General features: G+C 61.7%; 22 protein-coding genes. 10 read left to right on the forward strand and 12 right to left on the reverse strand.

Going from position 1 to position 19,016, the window contains the following annotated elements:
• Positions 1-142: 142 nt before the first annotated feature.
• Complete coding sequence (gene hemP, locus LPW39_RS14105) at positions 143-343, reverse strand: hemin uptake protein HemP (protein ID WP_230776139.1); 201 nt, start codon at positions 341-343, stop codon at positions 143-145.
• Between hemP and LPW39_RS14110 the strand changes: the two genes are divergently transcribed.
• The gene (locus tag LPW39_RS14110) at positions 342-491 is read left to right on the forward strand and encodes a hypothetical protein (RefSeq protein ID WP_230776141.1); all 150 of its coding nucleotides are present in this window, start codon (positions 342-344) and stop codon (positions 489-491) included. The two genes, hemP and LPW39_RS14110, sit on opposite strands and share 2 nt — an antisense overlap.
• 27 nt (positions 492-518) lie before the next feature.
• Here the strand turns inward: LPW39_RS14110 and LPW39_RS14115 are convergent, their stop codons facing one another.
• From LPW39_RS14115 to LPW39_RS14145, 7 genes are all read right to left on the reverse strand, one after another.
• The gene (locus LPW39_RS14115; protein ID WP_230776143.1) at positions 519-1,562 is read right to left on the reverse strand and encodes a Bug family tripartite tricarboxylate transporter substrate binding protein; all 1,044 of its coding nucleotides are present in this window, start codon (positions 1,560-1,562) and stop codon (positions 519-521) included.
• 233 nt (positions 1,563-1,795) lie between these two features.
• Positions 1,796-2,209, reverse strand: coding sequence for an ExbD/TolR family protein (locus tag LPW39_RS14120; RefSeq protein WP_230776145.1), 414 nt, complete (start codon positions 2,207-2,209; stop codon positions 1,796-1,798).
• 2 nt (positions 2,210-2,211) lie between these two features.
• On the reverse strand, positions 2,212-2,937 hold the full coding sequence (locus LPW39_RS14125; RefSeq protein WP_230776147.1) for a MotA/TolQ/ExbB proton channel family protein: 726 nt from the start codon (positions 2,935-2,937) through the stop codon (positions 2,212-2,214).
• A 23-nt stretch (positions 2,938-2,960) separates the two neighbouring features.
• Positions 2,961-3,689 (reverse strand): energy transducer TonB, encoded by a 729-nt coding sequence (locus tag LPW39_RS14130; protein WP_116924137.1) that lies wholly within the window; start codon positions 3,687-3,689, stop codon positions 2,961-2,963.
• Positions 3,690-3,791: 102 nt separating this feature from the next.
• Positions 3,792-4,064 carry a (2Fe-2S)-binding protein gene (locus tag LPW39_RS14135; RefSeq protein ID WP_021028611.1) on the reverse strand — a complete coding sequence of 91 codons (273 nt, stop codon included), beginning with the start codon at positions 4,062-4,064 and terminating at the stop codon, positions 3,792-3,794.
• Between the two features lie 492 nt (positions 4,065-4,556).
• Positions 4,557-4,844, reverse strand: coding sequence for an SWIB/MDM2 domain-containing protein (locus tag LPW39_RS14140; protein ID WP_133855525.1), 288 nt, complete (start codon positions 4,842-4,844; stop codon positions 4,557-4,559).
• Between the two features lie 248 nt (positions 4,845-5,092).
• A complete protein-coding gene (locus LPW39_RS14145; protein ID WP_230776149.1) occupies positions 5,093-6,049 on the reverse strand; it encodes a DMT family transporter in 957 nt (318 codons plus the stop codon).
• Here LPW39_RS14145 and LPW39_RS14150 point away from each other — a divergent pair.
• The 3 genes from LPW39_RS14150 (at position 6,048) to LPW39_RS14160 (ending at position 8,331) form a co-directional block, all read left to right on the forward strand.
• A complete protein-coding gene (locus LPW39_RS14150; RefSeq protein WP_230776151.1) occupies positions 6,048-6,299 on the forward strand; it encodes a hypothetical protein in 252 nt (83 codons plus the stop codon). The genes LPW39_RS14145 and LPW39_RS14150 overlap by 2 nt on opposite strands.
• Before the next feature lie 164 nt (positions 6,300-6,463).
• On the forward strand, positions 6,464-7,795 hold the full coding sequence (gene aceA, locus LPW39_RS14155) for an isocitrate lyase (RefSeq protein ID WP_116924135.1): 1,332 nt from the start codon (positions 6,464-6,466) through the stop codon (positions 7,793-7,795).
• A gap of 158 nt (positions 7,796-7,953) precedes the next feature.
• A complete protein-coding gene (locus LPW39_RS14160; RefSeq protein ID WP_230776161.1) occupies positions 7,954-8,331 on the forward strand; it encodes a cupin domain-containing protein in 378 nt (125 codons plus the stop codon).
• 99 nt (positions 8,332-8,430) lie between these two features.
• On the opposite strand, the gene argG is transcribed toward LPW39_RS14160, so the two are convergent.
• From argG to LPW39_RS14180, 4 genes are all read right to left on the reverse strand, one after another.
• Positions 8,431-9,768 (reverse strand): argininosuccinate synthase, encoded by a 1,338-nt coding sequence (gene argG / locus LPW39_RS14165; RefSeq protein WP_133855521.1) that lies wholly within the window; start codon positions 9,766-9,768, stop codon positions 8,431-8,433.
• Between the two features lie 130 nt (positions 9,769-9,898).
• Positions 9,899-10,216, reverse strand: coding sequence for a pyrimidine/purine nucleoside phosphorylase (ppnP, locus tag LPW39_RS14170; RefSeq protein ID WP_230776163.1), 318 nt, complete (start codon positions 10,214-10,216; stop codon positions 9,899-9,901).
• 177 nt (positions 10,217-10,393) lie between these two features.
• Positions 10,394-11,179 carry a glycine zipper 2TM domain-containing protein gene (locus LPW39_RS14175; protein ID WP_230776171.1) on the reverse strand — a complete coding sequence of 262 codons (786 nt, stop codon included), beginning with the start codon at positions 11,177-11,179 and terminating at the stop codon, positions 10,394-10,396.
• 202 nt (positions 11,180-11,381) lie between these two features.
• Positions 11,382-11,744: an ArsC family reductase gene (locus LPW39_RS14180; protein ID WP_182323643.1), complete on the reverse strand. Its 363-nt coding sequence runs from the start codon at positions 11,742-11,744 to the stop codon at positions 11,382-11,384.
• A gap of 46 nt (positions 11,745-11,790) precedes the next feature.
• On the opposite strand from LPW39_RS14180, the gene folC reads away from it, so the two are divergent.
• From folC to gltX, 6 genes are all read left to right on the forward strand, one after another.
• Complete coding sequence (gene folC, locus LPW39_RS14185; protein WP_230776173.1) at positions 11,791-13,110, forward strand: bifunctional tetrahydrofolate synthase/dihydrofolate synthase; 1,320 nt, start codon at positions 11,791-11,793, stop codon at positions 13,108-13,110.
• Between the two features lie 165 nt (positions 13,111-13,275).
• A complete protein-coding gene (locus tag LPW39_RS14190) occupies positions 13,276-14,148 on the forward strand; it encodes an SPOR domain-containing protein (protein ID WP_407928845.1) in 873 nt (290 codons plus the stop codon).
• Positions 14,149-14,275: 127 nt separating this feature from the next.
• Complete coding sequence (locus LPW39_RS14195; protein ID WP_230776177.1) at positions 14,276-14,815, forward strand: CvpA family protein; 540 nt, start codon at positions 14,276-14,278, stop codon at positions 14,813-14,815.
• A gap of 19 nt (positions 14,816-14,834) precedes the next feature.
• A complete protein-coding gene (gene purF / locus LPW39_RS14200; RefSeq protein ID WP_230776179.1) occupies positions 14,835-16,346 on the forward strand; it encodes an amidophosphoribosyltransferase in 1,512 nt (503 codons plus the stop codon).
• A 30-nt stretch (positions 16,347-16,376) separates the two neighbouring features.
• Positions 16,377-17,591: an O-succinylhomoserine sulfhydrylase gene (locus tag LPW39_RS14205; protein ID WP_230776181.1), complete on the forward strand. Its 1,215-nt coding sequence runs from the start codon at positions 16,377-16,379 to the stop codon at positions 17,589-17,591.
• Complete coding sequence (gene gltX / locus LPW39_RS14210) at positions 17,588-18,988, forward strand: glutamate--tRNA ligase (RefSeq protein WP_230776183.1); 1,401 nt, start codon at positions 17,588-17,590, stop codon at positions 18,986-18,988. The genes LPW39_RS14205 and gltX overlap by 4 nt, the downstream gene beginning before the upstream one ends.
• The last annotated feature ends 28 nt before the right edge of the window (positions 18,989-19,016 follow it).

Consider the following 19,016-nt stretch of genomic DNA (forward strand, 5'->3'; position numbering starts at 1 on the left):
CCTTAGCCCGGTTCAATTCGAGGAGCGGCAACGTTTAAAGGGCTAGGCAAAGTGTCCGGGAAACTGGGGGAAGCCCAGAGTGCTTCGCTTGCCGCCAAGCCCCTTGGATGAGGTAGCGCAGCCAGAGGCGGGCGATGCAGGTTTACTTGGTCAGGATGAGCTTGCCGAGCTTGGTAGTTTGCAAACGGTAAATGGCACCGTTGTGCACGATGGATACCGCTTTGGCACCTTGCAGCAGCGCACTGCTCTCAAGGGCAGCCGATTGCGTGGCATGGCCTTGGGACGCGCTGGCACTCTTGCTGGCAGCGGCAAGCGGGGTGGCGGGTAGGGCGATGGTTTGCATGGCAGTACTCACAGGGATAAAACTGAAGCAAATGATAACGATTCGTATTCGTGAAGTCCAGTGTTTATTTGAAATTTGCCTTGGTAAAAGTCAAAAAGCCACGGTGCAGGCGTTGGCGACCGTGGCTGAATACCGTTTGACGCGCTGACAGACGCGCTCCGCAGGATTCTGGGGCTCAGGTGGGTTGCACGCCGGCATCGACCAGCAGCTTTTTCCAGATCGGCAGCTCCCGCGTCCAGTCAGCTTGAAAGCCTGCCGGGCTGTCGTCGGTAAACGGCACAAAACCGGCAACCAACACCCGGGCATTCACCTCGCGGGTCTGCAGGGCCTTGCGCACTTCGGCAGCGAGCTGCTCAACGATAGCCGCAGGCGTTCCCCCGGTGGCGGCGATGCCTAGCCAGCCGGAGATGGTGAACGCATCTTCCCTGTGGCCCTGCTCGGCAAAGGTGGGTACATCCGGCAGCGCGGGCACGCGATTAGGGCCGGTAAAGCTGATCGCGCGCAGCTTGCCGCTGTCGATATGCTGTTTGAGCGAGAGAATGCTGCCAATGCCCATCATCAGTTGGCCGCCCACCAGATCCTGCACCATCGGCGCCTCGCCCTTATAGGCGATGTGGCTCATGTCGGCATTCGTCAGGTTGCTCAGGCTGGCCAGCACCAGGTGGCCTTGCGAGCCAATACCGTAGCTGCCGTACGAGAGCTTGCCCTTGTTGGCCCCGATGTAGGCAATCAACTCACGTAAATTACGCGCGGGCACCTGGCTGTTGGTCACCAGCACAATAGGCGCCCAGCAGATGCGCACCACGGGCACCATGTCCTTTTGCGGGTCATAGGCCATTTTCTTGAACATGAACTGGTTGGACAGCATGGTGCTGGTCGTCCCCAGGGTCAGGGTATGGCCATCGGCCGCCGCCTTGGCCACGGCATCGCAGGCCAGCAGCCCTGCGGCGCCAGGGCGGTTGTCGACGATGGCAGGCTGGCCCAACTGCTGGCCCAACCGGTCACTGACCCCGCGCGCCAGCACATCGGTGGCACCCCCGGGGGCGAAGGGCACGATCACGCGCACCGGCTTGGCCGGGAAGCTGGCCTTGTCGCTGGCTGCACGCGCGACGGTGGCCAGCGGCAGCCCACTGGCGGCAGCGGCACTGGCCACGGCCAGGCGCAGCATCTGGCGCCGGCGCAAGGGGGTTGGGGATGGCTGGGTGCGGGACGTCTTCATCAATCGGTGTCTCCTCAATCTAGTGATAGTTGGGGGAGGCGCTGGTGATGGTCGGTTTGCCCGCCGCTGCTTCGGCCAGTACAGGTCGCCATGGCGCTTGTCCTGCGGCCCAGTTTAGGCAGAGCAAGCGGGCTGCTGGCGTCGCTTGGGCGTCACTGCGGGTAAACCTGATCTGGTCTGGATCCGGTCAAAAAAGGGCTCCTGCTGGAGCCCTTGCTGGGAGGGGGAGCTGTTTACTCGCCCACCTGGTCGGTGATGAAGCCAATCTTCTTGAGGTTGCTGCGCTGGGCAGCGGCCATGGCCTGGGCCACTTTTTCGTACTTCACATCGCGGGCACCGCGGATGTGCAGCTCGGGCTGGGGTTCCTTGCTGGCTTCGGCCTGCATATTGGCTTCCAGCTCGGCGTCGGTCACGGCCTTGCCATTCCAGTTGTAGCTGCCGTCGGGCAGGATGGCCAGCTGGATGGTGTCCGGCTTGGCATCTTCCGGCGTGTTGACGGCGCGCGGCAGGTCGATGTTGACCGAGTGCTTCATCACCGGCACGGTGATGATGAAGATGATGAGCAGCACCAGCATGACGTCGACCAGCGGCGTCATGTTGATTTCGTTCATGACCTCATCGGCATCGTCTTGCGTTCCAAAAGCCATGATCAGGCACCTTTCTTGAGCGGCGTGACCACGGCGCCTGGCTTGCTGGTATCGACGTTCAGACGGGTGCCGGTGACGAAGAATGCATGCAGGTCATGGGCAAAGCTGTTGAGGCGGTTAAGCACCGACTTGTTGCCACGCACCAGCGCGTTGTAACCCAGCACGGCGGGAATCGCAACCGCCAGGCCCAGCGCGGTCATGATCAGTGCCTCGCCGATGGGACCGGCGACTTTGTCGATCGAGGATTGACCTGACATGCCGATGGCCACCAACGCGTGGTAGATGCCCCAGACCGTGCCAAACAGACCGATGAACGGAGCCGTGGAGCCCACCGATGCGAGCACGGCTAGGCCGGATTGGGCGCGGGCGGTGAACTCATCGATGCCATTGCGCAGGCAGCGTGTGATCCAGTCGCTGACGTCCAACGAGTCATGCAGGTGTTCAGCAGTCTTGCGGTGGTGGGCAGTGGCTTCACGGCCTTCGATGGCCAACTGGCGGAAGGGGTTGTCGCCTTGCTCGCCCAGTTTGTTCAGGCCGGCTGCGAAGTCCGCGCTGTGCCAGAAGTCCTGCGCATTGCGGGCGTATTTCTTGAAACGCATGATGTCGAGCGCCTTGATGACGATCACGATCCAGGAAGCGAGAGACATGGCCACCAGAATGACGGCAACCGTCTTGGTCACGAAATCTCCCTGAGCCCAGACGTGGGCGATGCCGAATTGCGAGTCCATAACTGATCCTATTTCCGTTCGATTTAATTGAGTTCCCACTTGATGGGCACGTTGACCCACATGGGCCGGGGAGTTCCGTTGGAGGTGCCGGCCTTGAAGCGCCATTTGCGCACCGTATCCATGGCGGCCTGGTCCAGACGGTCATAGCCACTGGACTGCTTGAGTTGCAGCTCCTGAGGCTTGCCCTCTTCGTCAATGTAGGCACGCACGATCGTCGTCCCGGTCTCACCCATACGGCGGCTGATCGCCGGGTACTGCGGAGCGGGATTGTTCAGGTAGGCGGCATTGCTCGACGGCAGCTGGATCACCGGTGGTGGTGGAGGCGCAGGCGGTGCCGGCGGAGCTGGTGGTGGCGAGGGTGGCGCGGGCGGCGGTGCCTCAATGGGCGGTGCCGGCGGCTGGGCCTCGGTGGTGCCAGTGACTGCGTTAGGCGCAGGCGTCGGGTCCTTGATGGCCTGGGGTTTGGGCGCAGGTTTGGGGACTGGCTTGGGCGTCGGCTTTGGCGGCGGCTTCGGTGCCGGCGGCGGTGGCTTGGGTGTCGGAGGAGGGGGCGGCGCAACCACGGGCATGGGCTCGGGCGCAATCAACTGCACCATGACCGGCTCGGGCTTGGGCATCTCGATGGCTGCACTTTTGAGCAGGCCTGCCTGCAAGGCCCAAAGACCTGCAACGTGCGCTGCCAGCACCGAACCCGTAACCACGATATTGCGCCCCATTTTTTTGGAGGGGCTGTAAGGGTCTGGTGAAAGCATAAGGGCAATAAAAAATGCTGCAGCTTGAAGCCGCAGCACGGCATATCAATGCGTTGGTGGCTTACTTCTGAAAGACCCACCAGAGAGAGGCAGCGACGAGAATCAGGCTACCGAAGACAGCGGCGAAGAGTTCCATGCTTTGCTTTCCATGATGGTGGTGGCAAGCTGGACCGGATGCACTGCTGCCTCATTGCGCAAGGCGGCAACCGGACGCGACGCGCTGCACTGCTCGACCACATCGCGGGCGCAACCTTCGCAGCAGCCGCATTGCAGTCCAACACCCAGTTCGAACTGGATCTCATCGAACGACATCCCTGCATGCGCGTGGCGAGCAATCTCTTTGTCCGAGACTCGGCGGCAAACACAAACGATCATGGTCGGATGAACAGCGTGGTGGCTGGCTAGTGAATAACTGAAGCGAATTATAAATAAGAATTTGTCGCATTCGCAATAATCTCCTGACCGCAATAGGGATGCTGTGGCAAAGATGTATGCGATAGCCTATGCGTCTACGCAAGATTGATCATATTTATTGTTATGAATCAATGATTTGTGAAATGAGGTGATGAAAGCCTCGTTACAGAAAAATCTGCTGACTGAGGGCCCTGAGGAGGAGCTGATACACCAGGCAAGTCAGGCAAGGATGGCGGAATGCTGAGCGAATCTGCTCTGAAAGCGCGGGGATACGCGCGAACGGCGGGAAGGTATGGACGCTCAGTGCCATCAACCAACGCGCAAGCAGCAGTCTTGGCCTTGCACAGGAGAAGTCGCCCGCAACGGATGCACAGACGTAAAAAAACCAGCATGGTTGATGCTGGTTTCTTGAGGGGCAGTGCAAAGGCCTGCACTGCGGAAGCTCACTACGACTTACTTGACGTGCTTGCCGATCAGGCCGGCCATCTCGAACATCGACACCTGGGGCTTGCCAAACACCTTCTTGAGCTTGTCATCGGCGTTGATCATGCGCTTGTTGGCGGCGTCTTGCAGATTGTGGGCCTTGATGTAGACCCACAGCTTGCTGATTATTTCCGTGCGTGGCAGCGGAGCGGTGCCCACAACGGCGCCCAGTTCGGCGCTAGGGGTCAGCGGCTTCATGAAAGCTGCATTGGGGGTGCGCTTCTTTGCAGGCGCTGCGGTCTTGGATGCGGTTGCCATGTTTTGGTTTCCTTGTGTCAATATCTCTATGCCAGCCAGAGGCGTCCTCCGCTGGTTACAGCCATGCTAACGGCAAAAAAACCGCTTTCCAAGGGAGCGCGGCATTTTTTTGCCTCGAAATGTTGCTTGTTTTAGCTTCGCTAACCTTTGTTGATGGATCAAAGCTATCAACTTGTAGCTTAGGGCGTTGATTCTGGTCAGATTAGAGCATTTTCCCTTGGAGCATGGTACTGGCTCCCAAAGCCGTGTCAATCCGGGTCTCGTTGCAAAACTGTCTGTCCTCTGCCACGGAGGGGCATTGGCAAGGTCGTCAGTGCCAGGCTGGAGACGGCAATTGCAAAGGCCAGCATCTGCAGGCCGTTGAGCGTTTCGCCCAGAAACACCACCCCGACCAGCGCGGTGGACAGTGGCAGCATCACCGTAAACACGGCGCTTTGCGAGGCGGGCACCACCTGCAGCCCGGTCATCCAGAGCCAGACGGTGACCATGCAGGCCGCCAAGGCATAGCCCAGCAGCAGCAACCAGGTGGCGATGCCCACTTGCCCAAAGTCAAACTGCCAAGCCAGGTACAGGCCAAAAGGCAGGGTCAGCACAAAACCCCAGAGGTTGATCAGCGCCGCAATGCGCTTGGGGCTCAGGCTGCTGGTGAGTTTTTTGCCGATGACGGCGTAGCAGGCCTCGCAAAGCACCGCGCCCACCAGGAGGAGCTGCCCCAACCAGTGCTTGCTGGGGTCTGCCTCTGCCACAGCGCCCGCATGGTCACTGGCGCCGGGCTTGGCAAAGGCCAGCAGCACGATGCCCAGCACCGCCAGGCTGATGGCAATCATCACGCGCAGGCTGATGCGCTCCTTGAGCACCAACCAGCTGAGCAGCGCAATGGCGGCAGGAATGGTCGCCATCGTGACACTCGCGGTGACGGCGCTGGTCATCGACACGCCGGTGATCATGCACAGCGTGAAGAGAAAGTTGCCAAAAAAGGATTCCAGAAACAGCAGCCCCTTGGCCTTGGCGGGCAAAGGCGCTTCGGTGGCCGGGCGTTTGAGCCAGCCCAGCATGGCCACCCCGCCAATGCCAAAACGCAGCCAGGCCAGCAACAGAACCGGAAAGGTGGCGGCGAGTGGTTTGGAGAGCGCGACGTAGGCGCCCACCAGCGACATGCTGAGTGCCAGGTAGAAATAAGCCAGGGGCTTGCTATGGATGCGCATGGGTGCAAAGACGGTAAGGGCGTGCAAGGCGATCAGGGCAGAGGGCGCCAGCGCAAGAAACCTGTCACATCCGCTTTGCACAATGGGCCATCCGCATCATGCCGCAATTGGCCAACCTCTGGCAGGCAACGCTGCGGCAGTCTGGACAGCAGCGGTTCTGAAAACGGATTCTCATATTGTGAAATATCCTGATATTGCAGTGCGTCAATATTTCTCAATACGAGAAATGGCATTTCTCAATGCGAAATAGTGTTAGTAGTTCTTTGATTTTGAATGGTAAAAAATTAGTCTTATATAAGACATAAGACAAAAATATTCGGTGGGGCAGGCGTACAGTTAAAGCCATGGACAGACGGTATCTGTCCACCGGTTTTCGATCCGTTAGTTCATCCAACTTGACCACAGGAGTCCCCCATGTCTCAGAAACTGAACCAGCAACTCAGCCGCGAACAGCAAATTGCCGCCCTTGAATTGGATTGGGCGCAAAACCCCCGTTGGAAGGGCGTCAAGCGCGGTTACTCGGCCGCTGATGTGGTGCGTCTGCGTGGCAGCGTGCAGCCGGAGTACACCCTGGCCCAGCGCGGTGCCCAGGTGCTGTGGGACAAGATCAATGGCGGCGCCAAGAAGGGCTATGTGAATGCCTTCGGTGCGATCACTGCCGGCCAGGCCATGCAGCAGGCCAAGGCGGGTCTGGAAGCGGTTTATCTGTCGGGCTGGCAGGTGGCGGCCGATGGCAACACCTCGGAGACCATGTACCCCGACCAGTCGCTCTACGCCTATGACTCGGTGCCCACCATGGTGCGCCGCATCAACAACACCTTCAAGCGCGCTGACGAAATCCAGTGGGCCAAGGGCGTGAACCCGGGCGACAAGGAGTTCATCGACTACTTCCTGCCCATCGTGGCCGATGCCGAAGCGGGCTTTGGCGGCGTGCTGAATGCCTTCGAGCTGATGAAGAACATGATTGCCTCGGGCGCTGCTGGCGTGCACTTTGAAGACCAGCTGGCGGCCGTCAAGAAGTGCGGCCACATGGGTGGCAAGGTACTGGTGCCTACGCATGAAGCCTGCGAGAAGCTGATCGCTGCGCGCTTTGCTGCCGATGTGATGGGCGTGCCCACCATCGTGCTGGCCCGCACCGATGCCGAAGCGGCCAACCTGATCACCAGCGACCACGACGCCAATGACAAGCCCTTCCTGGTGGGTGAGCGCACGCAAGAAGGTTTCTACCGCGTCAAGAACGGTCTGGAGCAGGCGATCAGCCGTGGCGTGGCCTACGCGCCCTATGCCGATCTGGTGTGGTGCGAGACCGGCACGCCGGACCTGGGCTTTGCCCGTGAGTTCGCCCAGGCGGTGCATGCCGCCAGCCCTGGCAAGCTGCTGAGCTACAACTGCTCGCCTTCCTTCAACTGGAAGAAGAACCTTGACGATGCCACGATTGCCAAGTTCCAGGACGAACTGGCTGCGCTGGGCTACAAGTACCAGTTCATCACCTTGGCCGGCATCCACAGCAACTGGTACAACACCTTCAAGTTTGCCCACGCCTATGCCCGTGGCGAAGGCATGAAGCACTATGTGGAGATGATCCAGGAGCCAGAATTCGCTGCCCGCGAGCAAGGCTACACCTTTGTGTCGCACCAGCAGGAAGTGGGCGCAGGCTACTTCGACGATGTGACCACGGTGATCCAGGGCGGCTCGTCCAGCGTCAAGGCGCTGACCGGCTCGACCGAAGAAGAGCAGTTCCACTGATCTTCCATCTGAAGCGCCTGCAGGCGTGCCAGATACAAGCAGGCGGCTCCATCGGAGCTGCCTTTTCTTGGGCTTTTCACAAACGGGCAAAGCGCCGCGCAGCAGCTCTGCCAGATAATGCCTGCTTGCGCATTTGCACAAGCTCCTTGATCCCCGCCATGTCCCATCCCCGCTCCGCCGATTCCAAGATCTCCATCATCCATTGGCCCGCCAAGACCCTGGTCAATCCCGTCATCGGCAAACCCAGCCGCCCGATCAGCGGCGATACCGAGTACCAGACCATGAATGTGTTCGAAGGCCTGGGCGGCAAGGTGAGCTCGGGCACCTGGCAGTCCACCGCCGGCCACTTCAGCTCCAATGTGCAGGGCTATATCGAGTTTTGCGTCATCGTCGAAGGCGACTGCCGCCTGGTCGACCCCGACGGCACCGTGCACCGCTTTGGCGTCGGCGACCATTTCATCATGCCCGAGGGCTGGACCGGCCATTGGGAGGTGGACAGCTTTGTGAAGAAGGTCTACCTGGTGGCCGAGGCCTGAACGCCGTTCTTCCCCAGCGCATTCAGACGATAAAAAAACCGCTGTGGCCTTGGCAGGCGCACAGCGGTTTTGCTTATGGGAAGTACTCCGCTGGCGGAATTACTTCTTGTCGTTGCCCAACTGGGGCAGCGCGTGGCTGCCGCTGGCGGTCAGCAGGCCAGTCTGGGTGTAAATGGCCAGCTTGTCGCGGGTGTCCATCAGGTCCAGGTTGCGCATGGTCAGCTGGCCAATGCGGTCGGCAGGGCTGAATGGCGCGTCTTCCACCTTTTCCATCGACAGGCGCTCTGGCTTGTAGGTCAGGTTGGAGGATTCGGTGTTCAGCAGCGAGTAGTCATTGCCGCGGCGCAGCTCCAGGGTCACCGTGCCGGTGATGGCGCGGGCCACCCAGCGCTGGGCGGTTTCGCGCAGCATGATGGCCTGTGGGTCGAACCAGCGGCCTTGGTACAGCAGACGGCCCAGGCGCAGGCCGTTGATGCGGTACTGCTCAATGGTGTCTTCGTTGTGGATGCCGGTCACCAGGCGTTCGTAGGCGATGTGCAGCAGGGCCATGCCGGGGGCTTCGTAGATGCCGCGGCTCTTGGCTTCGATGATGCGGTTCTCGATCTGGTCGCTCATGCCCAGGCCGTGGCGGCCGCCGATGCGGTTGGCTTCCAGGAAGAAGGCCACAGGGTCTTCGATGCGCTGGCCGTTCAGGGCCACAGGGCGGCCTTCTTCGAAGGTGACGGAGACTTCCTCGGCCTTGACTTCGACTTCGGGCTTCCAGAATGCCACGCCCATGATGGGGTTGACGATGCGGATGCCGCTGTTGAGGAACTCCAGGTCCTTGGCTTCATGGGTGGCGCCCAGCATGTTGGAGTCGGTCGAGTAGGCCTTCTCCGCGCTCATCTTGTAGCCAAAGCCTTCCTTGGTCATAAAGGCCGACATCTCGGCGCGACCGCCCAGCTCGTCGATGAAGGTCTGGTCCAGCCAGGGCTTGTAGATCTTCAGCGCGGGGTTGGTGAGCAGGCCGTAGCGGTAGAAACGCTCGATGTCATTACCCTTGAAGGTCGAGCCATCGCCCCAGATGTTGACGTCGTCTTCCTTCATCGCGGCCACCAGCATGGTGCCGGTCACGGCACGGCCCAGCGGCGTGGTGTTGAAGTAGGTGATGCCACCGGTGGAGATGTGGAAGGCGCCGGCCTGGATGGCGGCGATACCTTCGTTGGCCAGCTGGCTGCGGCAGTCGATCAGGCGGGCCTTCTCGGCACCGTATTCCATGGCCTTGCGCGGGATTTCGTCGTAATCGGACTCATCGGGCTGGCCCAGGTTGGCCGTGTAGGCATAGGGCAGGGCGCCCTTGTTCTTCATCCAGCGCAGCGCTGCGCTGGTGTCGAGGCCGCCGGAGAAGGCGATGCCGACCTTCTGGCCGACGGGAACATGTTGCAGGATGGTTTCCATGGTGTGGCTTTTCTCTAAAAACGGGCGCTGCTGCGGTGCTGTCGGGGTGTGGGCTGGTTCAGCGGTCAGCCCGGCCAGCGCCGTGCAGTGGGAGGCATGCGCTCGGTAGCACTGCGCCGGCCCCCAAAAATCAGGCGTAGTGGCAGATGTAGTGGTAGGCCTCGGCCACGCGGATGTCGAACTTGCTGTTGGCCGGAACGCTGAACTTCTCGCCAGGGCCGGACTTTTGCCATGCGTCGCTGCCGTCGAGCTTGTACTCGCAGGCGCCGGCAACGCATTCCATGATCTCGGCGGCGGCCGTGCCAAAGGTCAAGGTGGCTGCAAGCACCACACCGACCGATTGCTTGGTGCCATCGGCCAGCTGGTAGCTGTGGCTGACGCACTTGCCATCAAAATAAACATTGGCCTTGGTGGTGAGGCGTACGCCGTCAATGCTCTCAGTGATCATGGAGGACAACAGGTAAAAGGAGGAAAACCGCCATTGTAGGCGAGGCCTTTGCCCGTCTCTGGAACATGGTGGGGCAGTTGAGCGGCATGGCAGGCATAAAAAAAGCAGCAGGGCGTCTGCACTGCTGCTGGTTGTCATGCCAGGATGCGTGGCATGGGGAGGCGCGGGCGCGCCAATTTAACGCCAGTGGCCGCGATGGCCGCCCCAATAGCCACCCACGCCAATCTGCACCGAGGGCTGCAGCATGACGGGCGGTGGCGCATAGTACACAGGCGCCGGCGCGACATAGACGGGGGGCGGTGCCATATATACCGGCTGCTGGTAGACCGGCTGGCTGCTGACGACAACGCCGGGCTCGGGCACTGTGTTGGCATAGTCCTGGGGTGGGTTGTCATAGGCTGCAGCGGCAGGCTGCACGCTCAGCGGCAGCCATTCCCCGGGGGCGGTGGCCGTGCGCGTGCTGTAGCGGCGGCCTGCATATTCATACTCCACGTTGTAGCCATCGGGCTGGTTTTGCGTGGTGTACTGGTTGGCACATTGCCGTACCGTTTGGTAGCTGGGCGTGCCGCCTTCGAGCTGGTTGCCAATGGCCGAGCCGGCGATCACGCCTGCGCCGGTGGCTGCAGCGCGGCCAAAACCATGGCCGATGCCATTGCCCAGCAAACCACCGACAACGGCGCCGGTAATGGCGCCCACGCCGGAGGTGCGCTGGCCGGTATAGACCTGCTGGTCATTGCAGACGGTCTGCGGCGTATTGACCTGGCGGTAGGCCGGCGTGACCGACAGCACGCGGCCATAAGGCTGCTCGCCCGCTGGCAGTGGTGGCTGCGCGCCAGGCGCCTGCTGCGGCAAGAAGGGATCAGACGAGGGCGAGTAATTTTGGGCCCAGACCGAGGGGCTGGCTGCCGCCAAGGTGGACAGCGCAGCCAGCACGATCAGGCGGGCTGAGAGCAGATGTGGCATCAATGCCTCCAAAAAAGCGATAAGTTGCTGGGTGCTCAACGCGCCAGTACCGAGTCTGGGCGACACGCTTTACACCGCCTGCACAAATTTTTAAGACTCGGCTGCAGGCATTAAGTTCAGCATGCACATATGCTGCCCCTGGCGTGTATCTGTGCCATGTCGCAGCGTAAAGCACCGGTCAACACGGCCCAGCTGTAACCGCTCAGGCGATCTTGCTGCTCCAGACCGCCTCATCAAAGCCTACGGTGACGGAGCCATCGGCCCATTCCACCACCGGGCGCTTGATCACGCTGGGGTTGGCAATCATCAGCGCGCTGGCGCTTTCTGCATCGGCCACGGCCTGCTGCACGGCAGGGTCCAGCTTGCGCCAGGTGGTACCTTGGCGGTTGACCAGCTTTTCCCAGCTCGCCTTGGCGATCCAGTCGGGCAGGTGGCTGGCGGGGACGCCGGCTTTCTTGAAATCGTGGAACTGGTGCTGAACGCCCTGCGCATCGAGCCAGGTACGGGCTTTTTTGACGGTGCTGCAGTTGGGGATGCCGTAGACGGCGATGGTGTGGTTACTCATGGGGAACAATGATGACACAGCCGCAATTACGCGACAATCTGGCCCCATGCAAACCCGTTTCGATACCTTGGACCAGTGGCTGAGCCACTGCGAGCAGATTCATCCCAAAACCATTGACATGGGGCTGACCCGCGTCAAGGCCGTGGCCGAGCGCCTGGCGCTGCGCTTTCCCTGCCCGGTGATCACGGTGGCGGGCACCAATGGCAAGGGTTCGACCTGCGCCATGCTGGAAGCCGTGGCGCTGGAAGCCGGCTACCGCCCCGGGGTGTTCACCTCGCCCCACCTGGTGCATTTTGAAGAGCGCTGCCGCGTGCATGGCGAGATTGTCTCGGCGGCCGATCTGCTGCCGCATTTCGAAGCGGTGGAAGCGGCCCGCCTGCAGGCGCCCGAGATTTCGCTGAGCTATTTCGAGTTCACCACGCTGGCAATCCTGCGCCTGCTGAGCCAGGCCAAGCTGGATGTGGCGATCCTGGAAGTGGGCCTGGGCGGCCGGCTCGATGCCACCAATATGATCGACACGGACTGCGCCATCATCACCAGCATCGATCTGGACCATATGGACCTGCTGGGGCCCGACCGCGAATCGATCGGCCGCGAGAAGGCCGGCATCATGCGCCCGGGCAAACCGGCCATCGTCAGCGACCCGGTGCCGCCGCAAAGCGTGATCGACTATGCGCAAAGCATTGGCGCAGACCTGTGGCGCTTTGGCCGCGATTTCAACTATGAAGGCGACAAGCAGCAGTGGAGCTGGGCGGGGCGGGGCCGCCGCTACGCCGGCATGGCCTACCCGGCGCTGCGCGGGGCCAACCAGCTGGTCAATGCCTCCGGCGTGCTGGCCGCCTATGAGGCGCTGCGCCAGGTGCTGCCGGTTACGGCCCAGGCCGTGCGCAATGGCCTGGCGATGGTGGAGCTGCCCGGCCGCTTCCAGATCGTGCCCGGCCAGCCAGCCCTGGTGCTGGATGTGGCGCACAACCCGCATGCGATTGCTGCGCTGACAGCCAACCTGGATGCGATGGGCTACTTTCCCACCACCCATGCGATCTTTGGTGCCATGCATGACAAGGACCTGACGCCGATGCTGCGCAAGGTCGGCCCCCTGGTGGACCGCTGGTATTTCTGCGACCTGCCGACCGACCGCGCCGAGAAGGCAGCAGACCTGCAGTCCAAATGGAATGCCGTGCACCTGCTGTCCGACCAGCGCCGCGATGTGGCTACAGCTTGTTACCCTGACCCGATGGCTGCATTCCAGGCGGCCGTCGAAGCGGCGGGGCCCGCTGATAGAATCGTCGTTTTCGGCTCGTTCTACACGGTAGGCGGGGTGTTGAAGGATGGGGTGCCACGGCTCGATGCCAAGCACCTGAACTGATGGCGGCCCCAGGTGGGGCGCTCCGCAGCCGCATTTTTCAAGCTCGACCTCCAATCGTCCATGGCAATTTTCAATCTTCGATGGCCCGGTAAAAAGCAACAGGAAGCGGAGAGCCCGCGCGTCATTCGTGCGCCGCGCAGCAATCCTGCCGAAAGCGTGGAGGCCATGCGACGCCGCGCGCGCCATCGCCTGATCGGTGCCACGGTGCTGGTGTTGGCGGCCATCATCGGCTTTCCGATGCTGTTCGACACCCAGCCGCGCCCCGTGCCGGTCAATGCCTCGATCGAGATCCCGGACCGCGAGCGCGTAGCCGCCCTGGCCGTACCGCCGTCGTCTAATGCCGCAGCGTCGCACGGCAGCCATTCCGGCAATGACAATGGCCTGGATGCGGGCGAAGAGATTGTCGGCACAAGAAACAGTGCGGCCAGCCCTGCTGCCACGGCCTCTACAGCGGCTGGCGCCACTGCAGCAGCCGCCGCGACCGCCGCCGCAGCATCGGCTGCCGCCAGCAAACCCGCTGAAAAGCCTGCCACCACGACCAGCAATCCCGAGCCAGCGGCCAAACCAGAGCCCGCTGCCAAACCAGAACCCAAGCCTGAGCCCAAGCCGGCTCCTAAACCCGAACCCAAGCCCGAGCCCAAACCTGAGGCCAAGCCCAAGGAAGAGCCCAAGCCCAAGCCGGCAGAACCCGCCAAGCCCAAGCGCGATGACGAAGCCGACCGGGTCCGCGCGATGATGGAAGGCCGCACTGCCAGTGCGCCTGCGGCAGCAGCAGCCGCTGCGCCCGCTGCCAAGCCGGCAGCGGCAGCCAGCCGCTATGCGATCCAGGTGGGCGCGTTTGCCGAAGAGAGCAAGGCCGCCGAGGTGCGTGCCAAGCTGCAGATGGCCGGCGTGCCAGCCTATACGCAGTCGGTCAAGACGGCGGCGGGCAACCGCATCCGTGTGCGCGTGGGTCCTTTCAACAGCAAGGAAGAGGCTGACAGCGCCGCAGCCAAGGTGCGCGCCCAGGGCCTGCCTGCTGCTTTACTGCCGATGTAAGACTGGCGTCGCTGCCTACTGCTTTTCGTTGTGACACCTTTCTACTGCGCGTTGACATTGCATGGCACCCCTTGCCGGGTGCGGGCCCTGGCAGGCGCTTCCTGGTCCTTGTGGATGGAGCATTGACATGTCGGCACTGGACTGGGTGTTTATCTTGATCCTGGTGGGATCGGTGCTGATCGGCGCCATGCGCGGCCTGGTGTTCGAGGTGCTGTCGCTGATCAGCTGGGTTCTGGCCTTTTTCGCGGCGCGCCTGTGGGGTGCACAGGTCGGCATGTGGTTGCCGATGCAGGAGATGGACGAGGGCGTGCGGATCGCCGCAGGCCTTGTGATCGTCTTTGTTGCCGCCATCTTCGCCTTGGGGCTGGTGATTCGCATCATCGGCAAGCTGGTTCAGATCGTGGGTTTGCGGCCCTTTGACCGCACGCTGGGCGCACTGTTTGGCGCCCTGCGTGGGGTGTTACTACTTGTGTTGATCGCTCTGGTTTTTATGCTGACATCGATGCGGGAATCGCAAATCTGGAACACTTCAGTCTTCGCACCGCATCTGGTGTCGGCAGTGTCAGTGTTGCGGCCATGGATGCCGCAAGAATTGGGAAGACATTGGTCTTCGCTGGTGGACCAGCTCACCGAGGCTGGTTCACGCATCGCGGCAGAGCCGCGTTAACGTTTTTGGAACGCTCATTATGTGTGGAATCGTCGGAGTCGTCAGTAGCACGCCGGTCAATCAATTGATCTATGACGCGCTGTTGCTGCTGCAACACCGTGGACAGGATGCAGCAGGCATTGCAACCCAGCAGGGTCGCAAGTTCTTCATGCACAAGGCCAAAGGCATGGTCAAGGATGTGTTCCGTACCCGCAATATGCGGGCTTTGCCGGGCAATGTGGGTTTGGGCCAGGTGCGCTACCCCACCGCAGGCAATGCCTACAGCGAAGAGGAAGCCCAGCCTTTCTACGTCAATGCGCCTTTTGGCATCGTGCTGGTGCACAACGGCAACCTGACCAATGCCGTGCAGCTGCGCAAGGAGCTGTTCTCCACCGACCACCGCCACACCAATACCGAGAGCGACTCGGAAGTGCTGCTCAACGTGTTCGCCCATGAGCTCGAGCGCGCCACCCATGGCATCCCGCTGCAGAAGCAGGATGTGTTCAATGCCATCCGTGCGGTGCACAAGCGCGTGCAGGGCTCCTATGCGGTGATCGCGCTGATTGCCGGCCACGGTGTGGTGGCTTTCCGCGATCCGAACGGCATCCGCCCGCTGTGCATTGGCCGTGGCGCCGATGGCACCGTGATGGTGGCCAGCGAATCGGTGGCACTGGAAGGCACGATGCAGCAGCTGGAGCGCGATATCGCCCCCGGCGAAGCCGTATTCATCGGCGACGACGGTTCGCTCACCTTCGAGCAATGCGCTGAAAACCCCAGCCTGCACCCCTGCATTTTCGAGTTTGTCTACCTGGCCCGTCCGGATTCGGTGCTCGATGGCATGTCGGTCTACCAGGCACGTCTGAACCTGGGCGAGACGCTGGCCAAGCGCGTAATCTCGATGGTGCCGCCCAATGAAATCGATGCGGTCATCCCGATCCCCGAATCGAGCCGCCCCAGCGCCATGCAACTGGCCCAGCTGCTGGGCAAGCCCTACCGCGAAGGCTTCGTCAAGAACCGATATGTGGGCCGTACCTTCATCATGCCGGGCCAGGGCGCGCGCAAGAAGTCGGTGCGCCAGAAGCTCAATGCCATTGGCAGCGAGTTCCAGGGCCGCAATGTGCTGCTGGTCGATGACTCCATCGTGCGTGGCACCACTTCCAAGGAAATCGTGCAGATGGCGCGTGACGCCGGCGCCAACAAGGTCTACCTGGCCAGCGCTGCGCCACCGGTGCGTTTCCCCAATGTCTACGGTATCGACATGCCCACCGCCAAGGAGCTGGTGGCCCATGGCCGCAGCCTGGAAGAGATTCGCCAGTACATCGGCTGCGATGCGCTGATCTACCAGGACGTCGATGGCATGAAGAACGCCGTGGGCAAGCTCAATACCGGCGTGCATGGCTTCGAGGCTTCGTGCTTTGACGGCATCTATGTGACCGGCATCACGCCTGAAGGCATCTCGCAGGTCAATGAAGGCCGTGTCACCACCGAAGAGGACGATCTCGATACCTCGCGTCTGTCACTGCGCAATGCCGATGTGACGGATGCAGCTTGATAGCGGTCTGCGTACTGCTTGGGAAGAAGAATGACTGATAAGAAATTGCCGCCGGGCCTGCATCCCGATACCTTGGCGGTCCGTGAGGCGGTGGAGCGCAGCCAATGGGGCGAGCACAGTGAAGCCCTGTACCTGGCCAGCAGCTTTGTGCAACCGAATGCCGAGACGGCCGCGCGCCGCTTTGCCGCGCTGGAAGAGGGCTACACCTACACCCGCACTGGCAACCCGACGGTGACCAGCTTTGAGCGCCGCCTGGCGGCGATGGAAGGCACTGAATGCGCCATCGCCACCTCGACCGGCATGTCCGCCATCTTGCTGGTCGCCCTGACCGTGCTGAAGACCGGCGACCATGTGATCTGCTCGCAGTCCATGTTCGGCTCGACCATCAAGCTGCTGGGCACCGAGATGGCCCGCTTTGGTGTGGAAACCAGCTTTGTGGCGCAAACCGATGTGGAGGCCTGGAAGGCCGCCATCCGGCCCAACACGCGCATGCTGTTTGCCGAGACGCCGACCAACCCGCTGACCGATCTGTGCGACATTGCCGCGCTGGCCGACCTCGCCCATGCGCATGGCGCCTTGCTGGCGGTGGACAACAGCTTTGCCACCCCCGTGCTGCAGCAACCGGCCAAGCTGGGCGCTGATCTGGTGGTGCATTCGGGCACCAAGTTCCTAGATGGCCAGGGCCGCGTGATGGCAGGCGCCGTCTGCGGCACCGTCGCGCTGGTCGACAAGGTCATGGGCACCTTCCTGCGCAGTGGTGGACTGAACCTTTCTCCGTTCAACGCCTGGGTGGTGATGAAGGGCATGGAGACCCTGTCGTTGCGTGTGAAAGCCGAAAGTGCTGCCGCACTGGAGCTGGCACGCTGGATGGAGGCGCACCCCAAGGTCGCCCGGGTGTACTACCCTGGTTTGGAAAGCCACCCGCAGCATGCGCTGGCGATGCGCCAGCAAAATGGCATGGGCGGTGCCGTGCTGGCCTTTGATGTGGTGGGTGAGGGGGCGGAGCAGCTGCGCGCCCAAGCCTTCCATGTGATCGACAGCACCTTGCTGTGCTCGATCACGGCCAACCTGGGTGATGTGAAGACCACGATTACCCACCCGGCCAGCACCTCGCACGGCCGCCTGACCGAAGAGCAGCGCCAGTCCGCTGGCGTGGGCCAGGGCCTGATCCGCATTTCCGTCGGCCTGGAACACCTGGATGATTTGAAAGCCGACCTGTTGCGCGGCCTGGATACCCTGACATGAGCACCAAAGTACGTACCCGTTTTGCCCCATCGCCTACCGGCTTTATCCACCTGGGCAACATCCGCTCGGCCCTCTACCCATGGGCCTTTGCGCGCGCCAACCAGGGCGATTTCATCCTGCGCATCGAAGACACTGACCTGGAGCGCTCCAACCAGGCCTCCGTCGATGTGATTCTGGAAGGCATGGCCTGGCTGCAACTGGACCCCAATGAGGGCCCGTTCTACCAAATGCAGCGCATGGACCGCTACAAGGAAGTGCTGGCCACCCTGCAGGAAAAGGGTGCCGTCTACCCCTGCTACATGAGCATGGAAGAGCTGGACGCGCTGCGTGAAAAGCAGATGGCCAACAAGGAAAAGCCGCGCTATGACGGCACCTGGCGCCCCGAAGAAGGCAAGGTGCTGCCGCCCGTGCCCGAAGGCGTCAAGCCCGTGCTGCGCTTCAAGACACCGCTGACCGGCGTCGTGGCTTGGGAAGACAAGTGCAAGGGCCGCATCGAGTTCCAGAACTCGGAGCTCGATGACTTGGTCATCGCCCGTCCCGATGGCACGCCCACCTACAACTTCTGCGTCTGCGTCGATGACATGGACATGGCCATCACCCACGTGATCCGGGGTGACGACCATGTGAACAACACGCCGCGCCAGATCCACATCTTCGAAGCGCTGGGTGCCGATGTGCCGGTGTTTGCCCACCTGCCTACCGTGCTCAATGAGCAGGGCGAGAAGATGAGCAAGCGCAATGGCGCCAAGGCCGTGACCCAGTACCGCGACGAAGGCTACCTGGCCGATGCCATGGTGAACTACCTGGCACGCCTGGGCTGGAGCCACGGGGATGACGAAATCTTCTCGCGCCAGCAGTTCCTGGAGTGGTTCAACCTGGACCACCTGGGCCGCAGCGCGGGCCAGTTCGACGAGGCCAAGCTGCGCTGGGTCAATGCCCAGCACATGAAGCTGACGCCCGATGACGAGCTGGCAGCCATGCTGACCCCATTCCTGAAGAACCTGGGCCTGGACAGCATCACCGTCGGTGATGGCCGTCTGCCACGCATCTGTGCATTGTTCAAAGACCGCTGCGACACCCTGGTGGATCTGGCGCAATGGGCCCAGGTGTTCTACAAGGATGTGCAGCCCAGCGCAGAAGACCTGAGCACCCATGTAACGCCTGAGATCATTCCGGTGATCGACGAGCTGCTGCAGGTGCTGCAAGAGGGTGATTGGAGCAAGGAAGCGATCGGCGCCGGCTTCAAGCAAGTGCTCAAGACACATGGCTTGAAGATGCCGCAACTGGCGATGCCGGTGCGTGTTTTGGCCGTGGGTACAGCCCATACGCCCTCGGTGGACGCGGTGCTTGCATTACTCGGTCGTGAAAAAATTATCGAAAGACTGCAAAAGCGCTGAAATACGCCCTATAATTCGAGTCTTCGGT

It is taken from the genome of Comamonas koreensis, assembly GCF_021026195.1.
In the GTDB taxonomy this organism is placed as follows: domain Bacteria; phylum Pseudomonadota; class Gammaproteobacteria; order Burkholderiales; family Burkholderiaceae_C; genus Comamonas; species Comamonas koreensis.